Consider the following 17,850-nt stretch of genomic DNA (forward strand, 5'->3'; position numbering starts at 1 on the left):
CGTCGGAAGGAGGGTCGTCAGGAGGAGTAGGCGCTGTTCTCGTGGACGTAGTCGGCGGTGAGGTCGTTGGTCCACAGCACGGCGGACTCGGTGCCGGCGGACAGGTCGGCGGTGATGACGACCTCGCGGTGCCGCATGTCCACCAGGTCCCGGTCCTCGCCGACCGAGCCGTTCCGGCAGACCCAGACGCCGTTGATCGCGACGTCGAGCCGGTCGGGCTCGAAGGCGGCGGAGGTGGTGCCGATGGCGGAGAGCACCCGGCCCCAGTTGGGGTCCTCGCCGTGGATGGCGCACTTCAGCAGGTTGTTGCGGGCGATGGAGCGGCCGACCTCGACGGCGTCGTCCTCCGTGGCGGCGTTGACGACCTCGATCCGGATCTCCTTGGAGGCGCCCTCGGCGTCCTTGACGAGCTGGCGGGCCAGGTCGTCGCAGACGGCGCGGACGGCCTCGGCGAACTCCGCCGCGTCCGGCACGGTGCCCGAGGCGCCGGAGGCCAGCAGCAGCACGGTGTCGTTGGTGGACATGCAGCCGTCGGAGTCGACGCGGTCGAACGTGGTCCGGGTCGCGGCGCGCAGCGCCCGGTCCAGGTCGGGGGCCTCGACGTCGGCGTCGGTGGTGAGCACGACGAGCATGGTGGCCAGGCCGGGGGCGAGCATCCCCGCGCCCTTGGCCATGCCGCCCACGGTCCAGCCGGTGCCCTCGGCGACGGCGGTCTTGTGGACGCTGTCGGTGGTCTTGATGGCGATGGCGGCCCGCTCACCGCCGTCGGCGGAGAGCTGCCCGGCGGCCGTCGCGATCCCGGGCAGCAGCTTGTCCATGGGCAGCGGGATGCCGATGAGGCCGGTGGAGGCGACGGCGACCTCGGCGGCGCTGGTGCCGAGGACCTCCGCCACCTTCTCGGCGGTGGCGTGGGTGTCCTGGAAGCCGAGCGGCCCGGTGCAGGCGTTGGCGCCGCCGGAGTTGAGGACGACGGCGGAGACCCGGCCGCCCTTGACGACCTGCTCGGACCAGACGACAGGGGCCGCCTTGACGCGGTTGCTCGTGAAGACCCCGGCGGCGGCGGCGCGCGGCCCCTGGTTGACGACGAGCGCGAGGTCGGGCGCGCCGCTGTCCTTGATCCCGGCGGCGATGCCCGCCGCCGTGAATCCCCGTGCTGCCGTGACGCTCATGGAGCCACTCCGATCGTCGAGAGCCCCGTGTCCTCCGGGAGGCCGAGGGCGATGTTCATGCTCTGCACCGCGCCGCCCGCGGTGCCCTTGGTGAGGTTGTCGATGGCGCTGATGGCGATCAGGCGCCCGGCGTCCTCGTCCAGCGCGACCTGCACCAGCGCCGCGTTGGAGCCGGCGACGGCGCCGGTGGTGGGCCACCGGCCCTCCGGGAGCAGCCGGACGAACGGCTCGGCGGCGAACGCCTTGGCGTACGCCTCGCGCAGCGCCGGTCCCGTCACCCCGGGCCTGACCCGGGCGCTGCACGTGGCGAGGATGCCCCGCGGCATGGGGGCGAGGGTCGGGGTGAACGAGACGGTCACCCGCTCGCCCGCGACCGCCGACAGGTTCTGGATCATCTCGGGCGTGTGCCGGTGGGTGCCGCCGACGCCGTACGGGCTCATGGCCCCCATGACCTCGCTGCCCAGCAGATGCGGCTTGAGCGACCGGCCGGCGCCCGAGGTGCCGGACGCGGCCACGATCACCGCCTCCGGCTCGACGAGCCGCGCCGCGTAGGCCGGGAACAGCGCCAGGCTGACGGCCGTCGGGTAGCACCCGGGGACCGCGACGCGGGTGGAGCCGCGCAGCGCCTCCCGGGCGCCGGGCAGCTCGGGCAGGCCGTAGGGCCAGGTGCCGGCGTGCGGCGATCCGTAGAACCGCTCCCAGTCCGCCGCGTCCCGCAGCCGGAAGTCGGCGCCGCAGTCGACGATCAGCGCGCTGTCGCCGAGCTGCTCGGCGACGGCGGCCGAGTGGCCGTGCGGGAGGGCGAGGAAGACGATGTCGTGGCCGGCCAGCGTCCCGGGGGTGGTCGGCTCCAGGACCCGGTCGGCCAGCGGGACGAGCTGGGGCTGGAGAGCGCCGAGGCGCTCGCCCGCGTTCGCGTTGCCCGTCAGGGCGCCGATCTCGATCCGGGGATGCTGGAGCAGCAGCCGCAGGATCTCCCCTCCCGCGTAGCCACTCGCTCCCGCCACCGCAGCGCGCATCGCCATCGCCTCCCTCATACGTGGAGCATGACTATACGTAGCGCAGCAGCTTTATGCAATGGCGCCCCCCGCCACGCGGGGAAGCGGGCGTATACGTATCCGGCACGCGCCGGGCGGGCTTTCCGCCCGGCGTTCAGTGGCGGACGCCGAGGGCGCGCAGGGCGGACAGGGCCGCGTTGTGGCCGCTCATGCAGTGGGCCCCGGCGCCGGGCGGGGTGGCCGCCGAGCAGAGGTACACGCCGGGGACCCCGGTGCGGTACGGGTCGAGGGCGAGGCGCGGGCGCATGGTGAGCTGGAGCGGGGTGTTGGCGCCGCCGACGATGTCGCCGCCCACGTAGTTGGCGTTGTACCGCTCCAGCTCGGCGGTGGACATGGCGTCGGTCGCGACGATCCGCTCCCGGGTGCCGGGGGCGAACCGTTCGAACTGGGCGAGCATCGCCTCCGTCGCGTCGCCGGTCCAGCCGTGCGGCACGTGCGCGTAGGCCGAGACGGGATGGATGTCGCCCGAGGAACGGCCGGGGTCGGCCAGGTACTGCTGGGAGACCAGCATGAACGGCCGCTCGGGCATCCGCCCCCGGCTCATCTCCGCCTCCGCCCGCGCCACCTGCTCGAACGTGCCGCCCAGGTGGAGGGTGCCCGCGCGGCGGCACGCCTCGTCGCGCCAGGGCACGCCGCCCTCGACCGCGAGGTCGAGCTTGAACGCGCCGGGCCCCTGCCGGAAGCGGGTGTACGCGCGGCGGACGCGCGGCGGCAGGCGGTCGCCGACCACCCCGGCGGCGGCGGCCGGGGCGAGATCCAGCAGCACCGCCCCGGCCGGCGGCAGCTCGTCGAGGGAACGGACCCGCACCCCCGTCTCCACCCGCCCGCCGGCCTCGGTCAGCATCGCGGCCAGCGCGTCGGCGATGGCCCGCGGGCCGCCCCGGGCGACCGGCCACCCGAACCGGTGCCCGGCGGCGATGATCATCAGCCCGACCGAGGCGCCGACCGGCTGCTCCAGCGGCCCGAACAGGTGCGCCGCCACCCCGCCGAACAGCGCCCGCGCCCGCGCGGTGCGGAAGCGGCGGGCGACCAGCGTCGCGGGCTGGAGCGCCCGCAGCCCGAACCGGGCCATGCGCACCGGATGCCGGGGAACCTTCAGCATCGGCCGCATCACCTCGTCGGTGATCGCCTCGGCGTCGGCGGCCAGCGGCCCGAACAGCCGCCGCCAGGCCGGGCCGTCCTCGCCGAGCCCCGCCGCCGTCTCCTCCACCGACCGGTACAGCGCCCCGGCGCCCTCCCCGTCCAGCGGGTGCGCCAGGTCGATCTCGGGCCAGGCCCACTCCAGGCCGTACCGCTTCAGGTCGAGCGAGCGGAGGAACGGCGATCCGGCGCCCATGATGTGCGTCGAGGAGCAGTGGTCGAACAGCACGCCCGGCACGGTCAGTTCACCGCTGCGCGTGCCGCCGCCGATCTCGTCGGCCGCCTCCAGCACGGTCACCCGCAGGCCGTGCCGCGCCAGCGTGACGGCGGCGGCCAGCCCGTTGGGACCGGCCCCCACCACGATCGCTTCGTCCCAGTATCTTATACACACCTGCGCCACCCGGCGACTAGATGAGAGCGACATCAGTAGGTCACCGCAGGTCCTAATACGAAAACAAGCAGTAGATGACACTACATGACAGCGCAACACAGTCAGTCCGGACTCCCGGGCGGGTGACGCGCGTTGACCTCAACCAAGGCACAGGCTCCAGCGTCCGCGGCAGCCGTTGAGGCTGACCACGGACAGCGGGTGCACCTCGGTGCGCCAGTACGACTGCGGGGGCGCCTTGAGCGCGTAGAGCATGGCCGCGCGGATCACCGAGGACTCGGTGACGGCGACGATCCGCCCGTCGCCCTCGACCGGCCGGGTGTCCAGCCAGGCGCCGATCCGGGAGACGAAGGCCAGCAGCGGCTCCCCGCCGTGCGGCGCCGAGCGGGGGTCGGCCAGCCAGGCGTCCACGGCCGCCGGCTCACGGACGGCGGCCTCGCGCAGGGTCATGCCCCGCCACCGCCCCATGTCGCATTCGCGCAGCGCCACCTGGACCAGCGGGGCGAGCCCGAGGGCGTCGCCGGTCTGCCTGCTGGCAAGCGTCGGCGAGCAGTAACGGAGTTCGGCGGCGGCCAGCGGCAACAGCGCCGGAATGACGCGCTCCAGGGCTTGCCAGTCGGCGAGGTCCAGCGGCCGGTCGTCACCGAAACGCGCGTCGGGGACCGGCGTGCCGCGGGCCGCGGCGATCAGCGTGACCAGCATGGCGCGATCGTACGAGCATGCGAATAGGAGCACCACTACCACGACGTAAACAGCCCGCCCGCCGCACACCCGGGGACGAGGGCGGAACGACACGTACCCTCACGGCCCCTCCCAACGCCCCTCACACCGCCCGCCTCCCGGGGCTGCCGCCCGCGCCGGGCGGCCGTACGGTGGAACAGGAGTGACGTGGACCACCACACGAGGCGACAGGAGGCACTCCTGATGCGAGCCAAGGCCGGCGACCGGGTCGTCACGCGTGGCAGGACCGTCGGGCAGGGCGACCGGGTGACCGAGATCGTGGAAGTGCTGGGCCGGGACGGCGCGCCGCCGTACCGGGTCCGCGCGGAGGACGGCCACGAGAGCGTGGTCTCCCCCGGTCCGGACTCGACCGTCTCCCCGTCCCGCGGGCGCCGCCGCTGAACGGACGCCCCGCGTCGGCCCCGCCCCGGGGGCCGCGAAAACCGGTGGGACCACGGCGGGCCGTGCGCCTACGCTGCGCTGCCATGGCCACTTCAACCGACGACGGATACGAGATCTCGAACGACGCCGCCCGGATCGACTACGACCGCGTCCACCACTGGCTCACCACCGACACCTACTGGGCCCGGGGCCGCGACCGCGCCACCGTCGACCGGGCCGCCGGGGCGTCGCTCAACTTCGGGGTCTACGGCCCCGCCGGTGATCAGGTCGGCTACGCGCGGGTGGTCACCGACCTGGCGACGTTCGCCTGGGTCAGTGACGTGTACATCGACCGCGACCACCGCGGCCTGGGCCTGGGCGGCCGGCTGGCCGCCGCCATCCGCGACCACCTGGCGCCGTACCGGCTGAAGCGCGTGCTGCTGGCCACCCGGGACGCGCAGGAGGTATACGCCCGGGTCGGCTTCCAGCCCTACGACCAGCCCGAACAGATCATGGTCATGGGGTTCGCCCCCTGAGCTGCCGGACCCCGCCGGGCCCGGCGGCCCGCGCCGTGCCGTCGTAGTGGTCGGCCACCACCCGCGACATCGCGCCGATCGGGTCGGAGACGACGTGGCTCGCGGAGTAGAAGACGTTGCCGCCGACCTGCGGATGCCCGTCGCACGGCGTCAGGGGGCGCGACAGTTCGGCCGGGTCCTGCCAGGCGGCGGGCTGCGCGGGGTCGCCCGCCTTGTACAGGGCCTCGCCGATGTACAGATCGACGCCGGTACCGTCGGCGACGTCCGCCCACCACGCGACCAGGGTCTCGTAGTCGGCCGCCTCGTACCCGATGTGCCAGTAGACCTGCGGGACGACGTAGTCCAGCCAGCCCTCCCTGACCCAGGTCCGGGTGTCCGCGTACAGGTCGTCGTAGGTCTCGACCCCGGCCCGGGTGTCCGAGCCCAGCGGGTCCGTCCCCTTGTTGCGCCAGACCGCGAACGGGCTCACGCCGAACGGCAGCCCCGGCTTCGCCGCCCGCACCCGCTCCCGCATCTCCTTCACCAGCAGGTCGATGTTGTGCCGCCGCCAGTCGCCCCGGTCGTCGAAGTCCCCGCCGTACTCCTCGAACGCGTCGTCGTCGTCGAACTCCTCGCCCGCCACCGGATACGGGTAGAAGTAGTCGTCCCAGTGCACGCCGTCGATCGCGTAGGTCTCCACCGCGTCCGCCATCGCGTCCTGGACGAACGCCCGCACCTCGGGAATCCCCGGGTTGTAGTACAGCCGCCCGCCGTAGGGCACCACCCACTCCGGGTGCCGCCGCGCCGGGTGGTCCTCGGTCAGCCGGTCCGGGTCGTCGTGCGTGGCGACGCGGTACGGGTTGAACCAGGCGTGCAGCGCCAGCCCGCGCGCGTGCGCCTCGCGGACCGCCACGTCCAGCGGATCCCAGCCGGGGTCACGCCCCTGCACCCCGGTGAGCCACTCCGACCACGGCTCGTACGGCGACGGCCAGAGCGCGTCCGCGGTCGGCCGCACCTGGAAGAACACGGTGGTGAGCTTTCTCTCGACCGCCGCGTCCAGCAGCGCGACCAGCTCGGCGCGGCCCTCGTCCGGCGAGAGGCCGGGCTTGTCCGGCCAGTCGATGTTCGCCACCGTCGCGATCCACATGCCGCGCATGCCGGCCGCGCCGCCCACCGGCTCCGGCCGCCCGGACCGCGACGCGGACGCCGACGCCTGGCTGAGCGTGAGCGCTCCGGCGACCGTGCCCACGGCGGCGAAGGCCAGGCTCCTGCGGCTGATCCGTCCCATGATCGACCCCCTGCCGTACCTCTTTGTCACACATGCCCGGCACAGCGTGACGAATCTCCCCCCGTTACGCTTCCGTGACACGCCGTACGGCGGGAGCCCCGGCCAGTAAACACCACCGCCCCCCACACCCCCCGGCTCCCGTTCCACCCGCCGCCGGACGGGCCGGGTTCACCTCGCCGGGCCATACGAAGCCGGCGGACTGGTACTCAGCGAACCGCCGCACACCACGCACAGCGCCCGCCACCAGCCCAGCCACCGAAACCCCAACCCGTACGACGACCCGCCAAAACGCCCGCTTGCCCGACGCGGACCCCCTCTCCACGGACCTTCGCTCCCGGCACTCCCCAACACCGGAACCGACTCGCACGCCGAGCCCACGAGACAGGCAGAAATCTCGTATGCCGTCTTCTGCTTGAAAAAAAAAAAAAAAAAAAAAAAAAAAAAAAGAAAAGAAAAAAAAGAAAGAAAGAATGTACAGACTCTACGCGAACACAACTAAAATCAGAGAATAATTACGAGGACATGGGGCCGTCCGTCAGGACGCGCGCTTGCGTGGGGTGGACTTCTTCTTCGCGGGGGTCTTCCCGGTCTCGGCCTTCTTGGCCGTTCCCCCGGCCGCCGTCTTCTTCGTGGCTGTCTTCTTCGCCGCCGCCTTCCTCGGGGCCGCCTTCTTCGCCGGGGCCTTCTCCGCGGCCGTCTTCTTGATCGGCGTGACGGTCGCCTCCTCGCCCTCGCCGCGCGTCCGGCGCGCGCTGCGGACGCTGTCCTCCAGCGCGGCCATCAGGTCCACGACCTTCCCGCCGACCGGGACGGTCTCCCCCGGCCGCTCCGGCTCGGCCCCGGCGAGCTTGGCGCTGACCAGCGCCTCCACGGCCTCCCGGTACTCGTCGTGCAGCTCGGACATGTCCACCTCGCCGAGCGTGTCCATCAGGGTGTACGCGAGGTCCAGCTCGGCGTCCCGGATGGTGACCTTCTCGGCGGGCGCCAGCCCGGCGGCGGGCCGGATCTCGTCGGGCCACAGCAGCGTGTGCATCCCGAGCACCTCCTCGCCCTCCAGGGCGCGGACCAGGGCGAGGGTCTCGCGCCCGCGCATCGCGAGCTTGGCGATGGCGCCCTTCTCGGCGCGCCGCAACGCCTCGCGCAGCAGCACGTACGGCTTGGCCGCCCCCGCGTCGGCGGTCAGGTAGTACGAGCGGTCGAGCTGGTACGGGTCGATGCTCGCGACCGGCACGAAGCCGAGGATCTCGACGGTCCTGGCGGTGGGCAGCGGCAGGGCCGCCAGATCCTCGTCGGTCACCTGCACGACCGTGCCGTCCGCCGTCTCGTAGCCCTTGCCGATCTGGTCGCCGGACAGCTCCTCGCCGTCGATCTCGCACACCTTGCGGTAGCGGATCCGGCCGTCGTCGGCGGTGTGGATCTGGCGGAAGGAGACGGCGTGGTTCTCGGTCGCGCCGACGACCTTGACGGGGATGGTGACCAGGCCAAACGAGATGGCGCCCTTCCATACCGTTCGCATCATCTGCCCCTTTCGTGCCAGTCTCAGGGTATGCCTGTGGTCACGGTCGAGGGGCGTCGTCTGACGCTGTCGAATCTGGAGAAGGTCCTCTACGCGGACGGCACGACCAAGGGCGAGCTGCTCCACTACTACGCCGCCCACGGCGCCGTGCTCCTGCCCCACCTGCGCGACCGGCCGGTGAGCTTCCTGCGCTACCCGGACGGCCCGGAGGGCGAGAGGTTCTTCGCCAAGAACGTCCCGCCGGGCACCCCCGAGTGGGTGAGGACGGCCGAGGTGCCGCGCTCGGGCGGCGGCTCGATGCGCCAGGTGGTGGTCGAGGACCTGGCCGCGCTGGCGTGGGCCGCGAATCTGGTCGTGGAGTTCCACACCCCGCAGTGGCGCGCGTCCGACCCGGGGATGGCGGACCGGCTGGTGTTCGACCTCGACCCCGGCGCCCCGGCCACCGTGCTGGACTGCTGCGTGGTGGCGCGCTGGCTGCGCGACCGGCTGGCGGCGGACGGCCTGACCGCGTACGCGAAGACCTCCGGCTCCAAGGGCCTGCATCTGCTGTGCGCGCTGCGGCCCGTGCCGTCGGCGGACGCGTCGGCGTACGCCAAGGCTCTCGCGACGGAGGCGGCGGGCGAGCTGTCCGGGCTGGCGATCGCGGTGATGGCCCGGAACCTGCGGCCGGGCAAGGTGTTCATCGACCACAGCCAGAACGCGGCCCGCAAGACGACCGCCACGCCCTACACGGTCCGCGCCCGCCCCCGGCCCACCGTGTCGGCGCCGGTCACCTGGGACGAGATCGACACGTGCGCCGACCCGGCCGCCCTCGACTTCCACCTCGCCGACATCCCGGACCGCCTGGCCGCCCTCGGCGACCTGCTGCTGCCCCTGACCGACCCGGCCGAGGCGGCCCCCCTGCCCGCGCTGCGCTGAAACAGCGAGGCGCGGGCGGGGGACGTACCGCCGGATCAGGCGCCGCGCAGCGCCGCACCGGTACGGGCGACCGCCGCCGCCACCGCCGCCTCGCGGGCGGCCGTGGCCTCCTCGGCGGTCAGCGTGCGGTCCGGCGCGCGGAACCGCAGCGCGTACGCCAGCGACTTCCGGCCCGCGCCGAGCTGCTCGCCGGTGAAGATGTCGAACAGCCGCAGCGACTCCAGCAGTTCACCCGCGCCCGACCGCAGCGCGGCCTCCACCTCGGCCGCCGGGACCGACGCGTCCACGACCAGCGCGCCGTCCTGCGTGGCCACCGGGAACGACGAGATCCGCGGCGCGCTCGCCGGCCCGCCCCCGGCCCGCGCCAGCAGGTCGAGGTCGGCCTCCATCGCGCACGTCCGCGCCGGCAGGCCCAGCGCCTTGACCACCCGCGGGTGCAGCTCACCCGCGTGGCCGACGAGGGTCCTGCGGCCGTCCACGTCCGCGTACAGCGCGGCGCACCGGCCGGGGTGCCACGGCGCGTGCCGGTCGTTCTCGATGGTCAGCTCCGCCCGCGCCTCCCGGGCGACGGTCCGGGCCGCCTCGACGGCGTCCGCCCAGCCGGCCGGGCGGCCGGCGCCCCACCAGCCCGCCCGCTCGCGGTTCCCGGCGAGCGCGACGGCGACCCGGCGCGGCTGCCGGGGCAGCGACGCGTTGAGCCGCGCGATCTCCTCGTCGGACGGCCGGCCGGTGACCGGCAGCCGCACCGGGGCCGCCTCGTCGCCCGTGACGCGGAAGACCAGGCCGGTCTCGAAGAGGGCGACGTCCCCCGCGCCGCGCCCGTGGTTGCGGCGCAGCGCCTCCAGCAGCCCCGGCAGCAGCGTGGTACGCAGCGAGGGCTCCTCGTCGGAGAGGGGGTTGACCAGGCGTACGGTGCGGCGGCGGTCGTCCTCGGCCGGCAGGCCGAGCGCGTCCAGCGCGGCCGTGCCGAGGAACGGGTAGTTCAGCGCCTCGACATAGCCCGCCCCGGCCAGCGCGCGGCCCACCCGCCGGTGGAGCCGCTGCCGCCCGGTCAGCCCGCGCCCGGCCGGGGGGCGCGGGAGCGTGGAGGGCAGCGCCTCGTAGCCCTCCAGGCGGATGACCTCCTCGGCCAGGTCGTTGGGGTCGTTGAGGTCGGGGCGCCAGCTCGGCGGGGTGACGGTCAGCTCGTCGGTGCCGGAGACGGCGCAGCCGATCTCCTGGAGCCGCCGCACCACGGCCTCCCGCCCGTACGTCACGCCCGCGACCCGGTCGGGGTGGTCGGCCGGGATGACGATGGCGCGCGGCGCGGCCGGGGCCGTGACCTCGGTGACGCCCGGGTCGGCGGTGCCGCCGCCGAGCAGCACCAGCAGATCGACCGCGCGCTGGGCCGCCGCGGCGGCGGCCTCCGGGTCGACACCGCGCTCGAAGCGGCGGGCCGCCTCGCTGGACAGCTTGTGCCGGCGGGCGGCGCGGGCCACGGTGACCGGGTCGAAGTGCGCCGCCTCGATGACGATGTCGGTGGTGCCGGGCGCGGACTCCCCGGCGTCGGCGATCTCGGTGTCGGCGCCGCCCATCACCCCGGCCAGGCCGACGGGCCCGCCGCTGTCGGTGATCAGCAGGTCCTCCGGGTCCAGGACCCGCTGCGCGCCGTCCAGGGTGGTCAGCTTCTCGCCCGGCTCGGCGCGCCGGACCCCGAGGGGCCCGGTCAGCCGGGACCGGTCGTAGGCGTGGAGCGGCTGGCCGATCTCCAGCATCACGTAGTTGGTGACGTCGACGGCGAGCGAGATGGGCCGCATGCCAGCCTTCTGGAGCCGCCGCTGGAGCCAGATCGGCGCGTGCGCCTCGGGCCGCAGACCGGTGACGGTGCGGGCGACGAAACGGTCGCACGCCGCCGGGTCCTTGATCTCGACGGGGAAGCCGTCCCCGTTCGCCTCGGGCACGTCCAGCAGCGCGGGGTCGCGCAGCGGCAGCCCGAAGGCGGTCGCCGTCTCGCGGGCGACGCCGCGCATCGACAGGCAGTACCCCCGGTCGGGGTTGACCGCGATGTCCAGCACCTCGTCGACGAGTTCGAGCAACTCGATGGCGTCGGTGCCCGCCTCGTGCTCGGGCGGCAGGACGATGATGCCGGCGTGGTCGTCGCCGATGCCCAGCTCGCGCGCCGAGCAGATCATGCCCTCGGAGACCTTGCCGTAGGTGGGCCGGGCGGAGATCGCGAAACCGCCGGGCAGCACGGCGCCGGGGAGCACCACGACGACCTTGTCGCCGACGCGGAAGTTCGAGGCGCCGCAGATGATGTTCTGCGGCTCGCCGGTGCCGTTGGCGGTGCCGACGTCCACCTGGCAGTACCGGATGGGCTTCTTGAAACCGGTCAGCTCCTCGATCGCCAGCACCTTGCCGACGACGAGGGGGCCGGTGATGTCGGTGCCGAGCCGCTCGACGGTCTCGACCTCGAGCCCGGCCGCGATGAGCTTGACCGCGACCTCGGGTCCGGTCACGGCGGCGGGCAGGTCGACGTACTCGCGCAGCCAGGAAAGCGGGACGCGCATCAGATCTCCATCCCGAACGGCCGGGTGAAGCGCACGTCACCCTCGATCATGTCCCTGATGTCCTCGACGTTGTGACGGAACATCAGCATCCTCTCGATGCCGAAGCCGAACGCGAAGCCGCTGTACCGGGCCGGGTCGATGCCGCAGGCCACCAGCACCCGCGGGTTGACCATGCCGCAGCCGCCCAGCTCGATCCAGCCCTCGCTGGAGCACGTACGGCAGGGCCGGTCCGGGTTCCCCACGGACTCGCCGCGGCAGCGGAAGCAGACCATGTCCATCTCGGCGGACGGCTCGGTGAACGGGAAGTAGTCCGGGCGCAGCCGGGTCCGCATGCCCTCGCCGAAGAGCGACTGGACCATGTGGTCCAGGGTGCCCTTCAGGTCGGCCATGGTCAGGCCCTCGTCCACGGCGAGCAGCTCGACCTGGCTGAACACCGGCGTGTGGGTGGCGTCCAGCTCGTCGGTGCGGTAGACGCGGCCGGGACAGACCACGTAGATCGGCGGCTCGCGGTCCAGCATGGAACGGATTTGCACCGGCGAGGTGTGGGTGCGCAGCACCAGGTCCGCGTCGGCGGACCCGCCTTTGGCGCCCTCGACGAAGAACGTGTCGTGCGTGGAGCGGGCCGGGTGGTCGGGGCCGAGGTTGAGCGCGTCGAAGTTGAACCACTCCGCCTCGACCTCGGGGCCCTCGGCGACCTCGTAGCCCATCGCCACGAAGATGTCCTCGATCCGCTCCGACAGCGTGGTCAGCGGGTGCCGGGCGCCGGCCGGGACGCGGTCGTGGGGCAGGGTGACGTCCACCGCCTCCTCGACCAGCACGCGCTCGTCGCGCTCCGCCTCCAGCTCCCGCTGGCGGGCGGCGAGCGCCTTGCTGACCGCGCCCCGGGCCTGGCCGACGCGCTTGCCCGCGTCCGCCTTGGCGTGCGGCGGCAGGGCGCCGATCTCGCGGTTGGCCAGGGCCAGGGGCGAACGGTCGCCGGCGTGCGCGACCTTGACCTCGCGCAGCGCGTCGAGGCTGTCCGCGGCGGCGATCGCCGCGAGTGCCTCGTTCCGCACGCGGTCGATCTCTTCCGGTTTCAGTGCCTCGACCTCGACAGGGTCGTACGACTTGTTGGGTGCCGACATCTCTTCCCGTGCTTCCGTGTGGATTGCGCCCCGCTGCGCGCCCCGGGGTGCCCGGGACCGAGTCTAAGGGGGCGCACGTGGCGGTCCGTACGCGGTGGGAGCCCGCGGGAGCGGCCGGCCGGCGTCAGGAGAGGAACGCCGGGGTGCCCGCGGGCAGGATAAATCGGAACCTGGCGCCGCCCCCGGCGGACCGGCCGACGGTGACGGTGCCGCCGTGGGCCTCGACGATGCCCTTGACGATGTACAGCCCGAGTCCCGTGCCGCCGCGGTCGCTGCCGCGCCAGAAACGCGTGAAGACCCGTTGCATCGCCTCTTCGGGGATGCCGGGTCCTTCGTCGCTCACGGTGACGGACATGCCTTCCTGTCGTGTGCTGCTCGGCGGTACACGGGCCATCTCGATGGTGACGGTTCCGGCGCCGTGGCGCACCGCGTTTTCCAGCAGGTTGACCAGGACCTGATCGATCTTGTCGGGGTCGGCCCACAGGCCGGGCAGCGGTCCCTCGACGCGCAGGTCGAAGCGGTCGGCCGGGCAGCCCCCGTTGACCAGCGTCTTCACATGGCGGCGGACGGCCTCGTCCAGGCGGACGGGCTGGCGGCGCAGCTCCAGGCGGCCGGAGTCGATGCGGGAGACGTCGAGCAGCTCGGTGATGAGGCGGGTGACGCGGTCGGCGTCGCCGTCGACGGTCTGGAGCATGAGCCGCTTCTGGTCGTCGGTGAAGCGCTCCCACTTGTCGAGAAGGGTGGCCGTGAACCCCTTGACGGAGGTGAGCGGGGAGCGCAGCTCGTGGGCGACGGTCGCGATCAGCTCGGCGTTGCTGCGCTCGGTCCGCTTCCTGGCGTCGGTGCCGCGCAGGGTGACGACGAGGCGGCGTACGGGCCCGCCGGGGCCGGTGCGCACGTACCGGGCGGAGACCAGCACCTCGCGCCCGCCGGGCAGCAGCAGGTTCCGTTCGGGCTGCCCGGAGCGGGTGGCCAGGCCGTGGTACGGGTCGGTGATCCGCCACCAGCGGCGGCCGTCGAGGTCCTCCAGCGGGAGCGCCTCCTCGATGGGGACGCCGAGCGCGGCGCCCGGCGCCCGGCCGGTGAGCCGCGCCGCCTCGGCGTTGAAGCATGTGACCAGGCCGCGCCGGTCGGCGACCACCAGCCCGTCGGGAAGATCGTCGGGCCGGAGGTCCAGCTCCCCGGCGCCGGGTGCGGTGTCCATCCCGTTCGCCCCTCTCCCAGTGCGCGTCAGCCTACTAGTGCCCGCCGGGTGCGCCCCGCCCCGGCGGGGGCGGTCACCGGGGCGCGCGGCAGCCACCGGGCGCACGCTGGGCGCGGGCCGAGGCGTAGAGGCACACGGCGGCGGCGGTGGCGAGGTTCAGGCTCTCCGCCCGGCCGTGCAGGGGGACGCGGACGACCGCGTCGGCGAGCGCGCGGGTCTCCGCGGGCAGACCCCACGCCTCGTTGCCGAAGATCCACGCGGTGGGTCCGCCCATCCGGTCCGCGTCCAGCTCGGCGTCCAGGTCGCGGTCGCCGCCGCCGTCGGCGGCCAGCACCCGCACCCCGGCGCCGGCCAGGCCGCGCACGGCCTCCCCGACGGGGACACCGACGGCCACCGGCAGGTGGAAGAGGCTGCCGGCGGAGGCGCGGACGGCCTTGGGGTTGTACAGGTCCACGGAGGCGTCGGTGAGCACCACGGCGTCGGCGCCGGCGGCGTCGGCGCAGCGCAGCACCGTACCGGCGTTGCCGGGGTCGCGGACGTGGGCGAGCACGGCGACCAGCCGGGGCCGGGCGGCGAGGATCCCGGCGAACGGGCGGTCGAGGAAGCGGCAGACGCCGACCAGGCCCTGGGGGGTGACGGTCTGCGAGATCCCGGCGACGACGTCCGGGTCGGCCAGGTGGACGCGGGCGCCGGCCGCGTGCGCCGCGCCGACGAGGTCGGCGTGCCGCTCGGCGGCCTCCGGGGTGGCGAACAGCTCGATCAGGGTGGCGAGCCCGTCGGCGCGGTGGGCGACGGCCTCCCGCACCGCCTGCGGCCCCTCGGCGAGGAACCTGCGCTCCTTGCCCCGGAAGGCGCGGCGGGCCAGGCGCCTGGCGGCGGCGGCGCGCGGGGAGCGCGGGGAGATCAGCTCGGCGGCGGGACCCATGGCGGACGGCTCACTTCTGCGCGTCGGACGGTGGACTGCGCGGGCCGGGGGACGAGGGGGGAAAAGGCGGACCCGCAGGCACGGGGCCTGCGGGTCCGGGGCGCCGGGGACGCGGGAACGTCGCTCAGGCGGCGGCCTTCGGCGCGTTCACGTCGCTCGGCAGCGCCTTCTGGGCCGTCTCGACCAGCACGGCGAACGCGTTCGGGTCGTTGACCGCCAGCTCGGCGAGCATCTTGCGGTCCACCTCGATCTCAGCGGCCTTCAGGCCCTGGATGAAGCGGTTGTAGGTGACGCCGTTGGCGCGGGCGGCGGCGTTGATGCGCTGGATCCAGAGCTGCCGGAAGTCGCCCTTGCGCTTCTTGCGGTCGTTGTAGTTGTAGACGAGGGAGTGGGTGACCTGCTCCTTCGCCTTCCGGTACAGCCGCGAGCGCTGGCCGCGGTAGCCGCTGGCCTGCTCGAGAATCGCCCGGCGCTTCTTGTGGGCGTTGACTGCCCGCTTGACGCGTGCCACGTGTGTACTCCTTGTTGCGGGGCCGCGGAGTCGTCACGCGGCCCGGGAACGGATGGGGTCCGGTCGGCTGCCCGGCGCCCGCCGCCGGATGTCGGCGTGCGGTCGCGGCCGGGTCACTTGCCGAGAAGCTTCTTGATCCTCTTGGCGTCGGCCGGAGCCGTCTCCGCGGTGCCGGCGAGGCGACGGGTCAGCGTCGACGGCTTGTGCTCCAGGTAGTGACGGCGACCGGCGCGCTGGCGCATCACCTTGCCGGAACCACTGATCTTGAAGCGCTTACCGGCACCGGTGTGCGTCTTGTTCTTCGGCATGTCGCCGTTCTCTCCTCGTCCTCTTCGCTGTCTGTGCCCCGCAGGAGGCGGCTGCCCGGCCGTCAGGCCGAGGCCCTCCCCTGCTGGCGCTCAGCTTCCTGCTGGCGCTCGGTTTCCTGCTGGTGCTGGCGCTCGGCCTTGCGGGCGGCCTGCGCCTCCCGGGCCTCGGCCATCGCCTCGGTCTTCTTCTTGTGCGGACCGAGAACCATGATCATGTTCCGGCCGTCCTGCTTGGGGTTGGACTCGACAAAGCCCAGATCCTGGACGTCCTCGGCGAGCCGCTGGAGCAGCCGGAAGCCCAACTCGGGGCGGGACTGCTCACGACCGCGGAACATGATCGTGATCTTGACCTTGTCCCCCTGCTTCAGGAACCGGACGACGTGACCCTTCTTGGTGTCGTAGTCGTGCGGGTCGATCTTCGGCCGGAGCTTCATCTCCTTGATGACCGTGTGCGCCTGGTTCTTGCGCGCTTCACGGGCCTTCATGGCCGACTCGTACTTGAACTTCCCGTAGTCCATGAGCTTGCAGACCGGCGGGCGGGCGTTCGCGGCCACCTCGACCAGGTCCAGGTCGTACTCCTGGGCAAGCTCCAGGGCCTTGGCAAGCGGCACGATGCCGACCTGCTCGCCACTGGGACCGACGAGTCGCACCTCGGGGACGCGGATCCGGTCGTTGATGCGGGGTTCGGCGCTGATGGGGCCTCCTCGGTTGCGCCGCGCGGATGTCTGGCGAACAGCCGCGCTGGTATAGATCATGTGGACCGCCGCGCCGCGGCGTCAAAAAACGCCCCGGACGGCACACAGGCGGGGCTCCACGCAGACCGGGAGTACCGCCGCAGTGTCACCGCGGGGCGCAGCCTGACCAGTGACCTGCCGCCCCTCGGGACGGTCAGGTGGGAGTGCGGAGCCCTCCACTTGCGGGCCGGAGCACATGGGTGTCCGGCCGGTCGTCTTCCATCTTACCTCAGACCGGCAAGACCACACGCCGGGCGCCCACCCGGCGTCACCCGCCCGCCGGACCGGCATAGTCTGGGCGCCATGAGCGACGCGAGTGACGACATCGGCGGGATGACCAGGGACATCGCGGAGGTGCCCGCGGTCGAGCTGATCACGACCGTCGCGGTGCATCTGATGAGTTCCGCCGCGGTCAACCTGGGGCTCGCCGAGGACGGCGAGCGGCACAAGGACCTCGACGAGGCCCGGAAGCTGATCACCGCGCTGGCCGGCCTGGTGACGGCGAGCGCGACCGAGGTGGGTTCCTACCACGCCGCTCCCCTGCGGGACGGGCTGAAGACGCTCCAGCTCGCCTTCCGGGAGGCGTCCGCCGTCCCGGACGAGCCGGGCCAGGGTCCGGGCGAGAAGTTCACCGGGCCGGTCCACGGCTGACCTCCGGCGCCGCGACGACGGCGCGGTGCGCGAGCACCGCGACCGCGGCGCCGACCAGCGGCGCCAGGATGAACAGCCAGAGCTGCGCCAGCGCGTCCCCGCCCGCGAAGAGCGCGGGCCCGAAGCTGCGCGCCGGGGTGACCGAGGCGCCGGTCAGCGGCACGCCGATCAGGCTGACCGCGCCCAGCGCCAGCCCGAGCGGCAGACCGTCGAGGCCGCGCACGGTGATGTCGCGGGTCACCGAGAGGAAGACGAGGACGAGCAGGAACGTCAGCACCGCCTCGGCGACGAAGGAGCCGCCGAGGGAGAGGCCGACGGCCGAGCGGTCGTCGTAGCCGTTGGTGCCGAACGCGTCGCTCGTCTCCAGCCCCGGCACCTGATGGGCCACCAGGAAGAGCAGCGCGGCCCCCAGGAACGCCCCCACCAACTGCGCCGCCCAGTACACGCCGGCCGCGCGCGGGCTCATCCGGCCCGCGAGCAGCATGCCGAGCGTCACGGCGGGGTTGACGTGGGCGCCGGAGACCGGTCCGAGGACGTGCACGAGGGCCAGGAGCGTGAAGGCGAACGCCAGCGCGATGCCGAGGGTGCCGATGTACTCACCGGCCAGGACGGCCGAGCCGACGCCGAAGAAGACGAGCACCAGGGTGCCGACCAGTTCGGCCGCGAGCGGACGGACATCGGACTCGCCGGACGTCTCGCTGGTCATGCGCCCTCCACTGCCTGACGGGTGACTTGACTCGCAGTCTTCGCCAGG

18 protein-coding genes are annotated in these 17,850 nt (G+C 73.4%); 4 read left to right on the top strand and 14 right to left on the bottom strand.

Annotation, left to right across the window (positions count from 1 at the left end):
- Window positions 1–17 precede the first annotated feature (17 nt).
- From argJ to BN2279_RS10905, 4 genes are all read right to left on the bottom strand, one after another.
- On the bottom strand, window positions 18–1,169 hold the full coding sequence (gene argJ, locus BN2279_RS10890) for a bifunctional glutamate N-acetyltransferase/amino-acid acetyltransferase ArgJ (protein ID WP_059008495.1): 1,152 nt from the start codon (window positions 1,167–1,169) through the stop codon (window positions 18–20).
- On the bottom strand, window positions 1,166–2,194 hold the full coding sequence (gene argC / locus BN2279_RS10895) for an N-acetyl-gamma-glutamyl-phosphate reductase (protein ID WP_059008496.1): 1,029 nt from the start codon (window positions 2,192–2,194) through the stop codon (window positions 1,166–1,168). The genes argJ and argC overlap by 4 nt, the downstream gene beginning before the upstream one ends.
- Before the next feature lie 127 nt (window positions 2,195–2,321).
- Window positions 2,322–3,758: a phytoene desaturase family protein gene (locus tag BN2279_RS10900; protein WP_234347731.1), complete on the bottom strand. Its 1,437-nt coding sequence runs from the start codon at window positions 3,756–3,758 to the stop codon at window positions 2,322–2,324.
- 138 nt (window positions 3,759–3,896) lie between these two features.
- Window positions 3,897–4,457, bottom strand: a complete 561-nt coding sequence (locus tag BN2279_RS10905) for a histidine phosphatase family protein (RefSeq protein ID WP_059008498.1) — start codon at window positions 4,455–4,457, stop codon at window positions 3,897–3,899.
- Between the two features lie 222 nt (window positions 4,458–4,679).
- On the opposite strand from BN2279_RS10905, the gene BN2279_RS10910 reads away from it, so the two are divergent.
- Both BN2279_RS10910 and BN2279_RS10915 read left to right on the top strand, forming a co-directional pair.
- Window positions 4,680–4,877, top strand: a complete 198-nt coding sequence (locus BN2279_RS10910) for a DUF1918 domain-containing protein (RefSeq protein ID WP_059008499.1) — start codon at window positions 4,680–4,682, stop codon at window positions 4,875–4,877.
- Between the two features lie 83 nt (window positions 4,878–4,960).
- Window positions 4,961–5,392, top strand: a complete 432-nt coding sequence (locus tag BN2279_RS10915) for a GNAT family N-acetyltransferase (protein ID WP_059008500.1) — start codon at window positions 4,961–4,963, stop codon at window positions 5,390–5,392.
- Here the strand turns inward: BN2279_RS10915 and BN2279_RS10920 are convergent.
- A complete protein-coding gene (locus BN2279_RS10920; RefSeq protein ID WP_059008501.1) occupies window positions 5,373–6,659 on the bottom strand; it encodes a glycoside hydrolase family 10-like protein in 1,287 nt (428 codons plus the stop codon). The two genes, BN2279_RS10915 and BN2279_RS10920, sit on opposite strands and share 20 nt — an antisense overlap.
- Before the next feature lie 535 nt (window positions 6,660–7,194).
- A complete protein-coding gene (gene ku / locus BN2279_RS10925) occupies window positions 7,195–8,175 on the bottom strand; it encodes a non-homologous end joining protein Ku (protein ID WP_059008733.1) in 981 nt (326 codons plus the stop codon).
- Window positions 8,176–8,205: 30 nt separating this feature from the next.
- Here ku and ligD point away from each other — a divergent pair, with 30 nt between their 5' ends.
- Window positions 8,206–9,093, top strand: coding sequence for a non-homologous end-joining DNA ligase (gene ligD, locus BN2279_RS10930; RefSeq protein ID WP_059008502.1), 888 nt, complete (start codon window positions 8,206–8,208; stop codon window positions 9,091–9,093).
- Window positions 9,094–9,128: 35 nt separating this feature from the next.
- On the opposite strand, the gene pheT is transcribed toward ligD, so the two are convergent.
- The 7 genes from pheT to infC all read right to left on the bottom strand — a co-directional run bounded on the left by pheT (window position 9,129) and on the right by infC (window position 16,466).
- Window positions 9,129–11,639, bottom strand: a complete 2,511-nt coding sequence (gene pheT, locus BN2279_RS10935; RefSeq protein WP_059008503.1) for a phenylalanine--tRNA ligase subunit beta — start codon at window positions 11,637–11,639, stop codon at window positions 9,129–9,131.
- Window positions 11,639–12,763, bottom strand: a complete 1,125-nt coding sequence (pheS, locus tag BN2279_RS10940) for a phenylalanine--tRNA ligase subunit alpha (RefSeq protein ID WP_059008504.1) — start codon at window positions 12,761–12,763, stop codon at window positions 11,639–11,641. Before pheS ends, pheT begins: the two co-directional genes overlap by 1 nt.
- A gap of 124 nt (window positions 12,764–12,887) precedes the next feature.
- Window positions 12,888–13,967 carry a sensor histidine kinase gene (locus tag BN2279_RS10945; RefSeq protein WP_059008505.1) on the bottom strand — a complete coding sequence of 360 codons (1,080 nt, stop codon included), beginning with the start codon at window positions 13,965–13,967 and terminating at the stop codon, window positions 12,888–12,890.
- Window positions 13,968–14,040: 73 nt separating this feature from the next.
- Window positions 14,041–14,892: a TrmH family RNA methyltransferase gene (locus BN2279_RS10950; RefSeq protein ID WP_059008506.1), complete on the bottom strand. Its 852-nt coding sequence runs from the start codon at window positions 14,890–14,892 to the stop codon at window positions 14,041–14,043.
- Between the two features lie 124 nt (window positions 14,893–15,016).
- Window positions 15,017–15,403, bottom strand: coding sequence for a 50S ribosomal protein L20 (gene rplT, locus BN2279_RS10955; RefSeq protein ID WP_059008507.1), 387 nt, complete (start codon window positions 15,401–15,403; stop codon window positions 15,017–15,019).
- Window positions 15,404–15,516: 113 nt separating this feature from the next.
- Complete coding sequence (gene rpmI / locus BN2279_RS10960; protein ID WP_059008508.1) at window positions 15,517–15,711, bottom strand: 50S ribosomal protein L35; 195 nt, start codon at window positions 15,709–15,711, stop codon at window positions 15,517–15,519.
- A gap of 62 nt (window positions 15,712–15,773) precedes the next feature.
- On the bottom strand, window positions 15,774–16,466 hold the full coding sequence (infC, locus tag BN2279_RS10965; protein WP_059008509.1) for a translation initiation factor IF-3: 693 nt from the start codon (window positions 16,464–16,466) through the stop codon (window positions 15,774–15,776).
- Window positions 16,467–16,748: 282 nt separating this feature from the next.
- Between infC and BN2279_RS10970 the strand changes: the two genes are divergently transcribed.
- Entirely contained in the window at window positions 16,749–17,096 is a 348-nt protein-coding gene (locus tag BN2279_RS10970; protein ID WP_059008510.1) for a DUF1844 domain-containing protein, read from the top strand.
- Here BN2279_RS10970 and BN2279_RS10975 read toward each other — a convergent pair.
- Window positions 17,074–17,802 carry an MIP/aquaporin family protein gene (locus tag BN2279_RS10975; protein WP_059008511.1) on the bottom strand — a complete coding sequence of 243 codons (729 nt, stop codon included), beginning with the start codon at window positions 17,800–17,802 and terminating at the stop codon, window positions 17,074–17,076. The two genes, BN2279_RS10970 and BN2279_RS10975, sit on opposite strands and share 23 nt — an antisense overlap.
- Window positions 17,803–17,850: the final 48 nt, after the last annotated feature.

The organism is Streptomyces specialis, from assembly GCF_001493375.1.
Taxonomy (GTDB): Bacteria; Actinomycetota; Actinomycetes; order Streptomycetales; family Streptomycetaceae; genus Streptomyces; species Streptomyces specialis.

Coding starts and splice junctions, on each gene's coding strand:
- BN2279_RS10945 (WP_059008505.1), bottom strand. CDS start 13,967: ATGGACACCGCACCCGGCGCCGGGGAGCTGGACCTCCGGCCCGACGAT.
- ku (WP_059008733.1), bottom strand. CDS start 8,175: ATGCGAACGGTATGGAAGGGCGCCATCTCGTTTGGCCTGGTCACCATC.
- BN2279_RS10970 (WP_059008510.1), top strand. CDS start 16,749: ATGAGCGACGCGAGTGACGACATCGGCGGGATGACCAGGGACATCGCG.
- pheS (WP_059008504.1), bottom strand. CDS start 12,763: ATGTCGGCACCCAACAAGTCGTACGACCCTGTCGAGGTCGAGGCACTG.
- BN2279_RS10920 (WP_059008501.1), bottom strand. CDS start 6,659: ATGGGACGGATCAGCCGCAGGAGCCTGGCCTTCGCCGCCGTGGGCACG.
- rpmI (WP_059008508.1), bottom strand. CDS start 15,711: ATGCCGAAGAACAAGACGCACACCGGTGCCGGTAAGCGCTTCAAGATC.
- infC (WP_059008509.1), bottom strand. CDS start 16,466: ATGATCTATACCAGCGCGGCTGTTCGCCAGACATCCGCGCGGCGCAAC.
- BN2279_RS10950 (WP_059008506.1), bottom strand. CDS start 14,892: ATGGGTCCCGCCGCCGAGCTGATCTCCCCGCGCTCCCCGCGCGCCGCC.
- ligD (WP_059008502.1), top strand. CDS start 8,206: ATGCCTGTGGTCACGGTCGAGGGGCGTCGTCTGACGCTGTCGAATCTG.
- argJ (WP_059008495.1), bottom strand. CDS start 1,169: ATGAGCGTCACGGCAGCACGGGGATTCACGGCGGCGGGCATCGCCGCC.
- argC (WP_059008496.1), bottom strand. CDS start 2,194: ATGGCGATGCGCGCTGCGGTGGCGGGAGCGAGTGGCTACGCGGGAGGG.
- BN2279_RS10915 (WP_059008500.1), top strand. CDS start 4,961: ATGGCCACTTCAACCGACGACGGATACGAGATCTCGAACGACGCCGCC.
- BN2279_RS10975 (WP_059008511.1), bottom strand. CDS start 17,802: ATGACCAGCGAGACGTCCGGCGAGTCCGATGTCCGTCCGCTCGCGGCC.
- BN2279_RS10910 (WP_059008499.1), top strand. CDS start 4,680: ATGCGAGCCAAGGCCGGCGACCGGGTCGTCACGCGTGGCAGGACCGTC.
- BN2279_RS10905 (WP_059008498.1), bottom strand. CDS start 4,457: ATGCTGGTCACGCTGATCGCCGCGGCCCGCGGCACGCCGGTCCCCGAC.
- pheT (WP_059008503.1), bottom strand. CDS start 11,639: ATGCGCGTCCCGCTTTCCTGGCTGCGCGAGTACGTCGACCTGCCCGCC.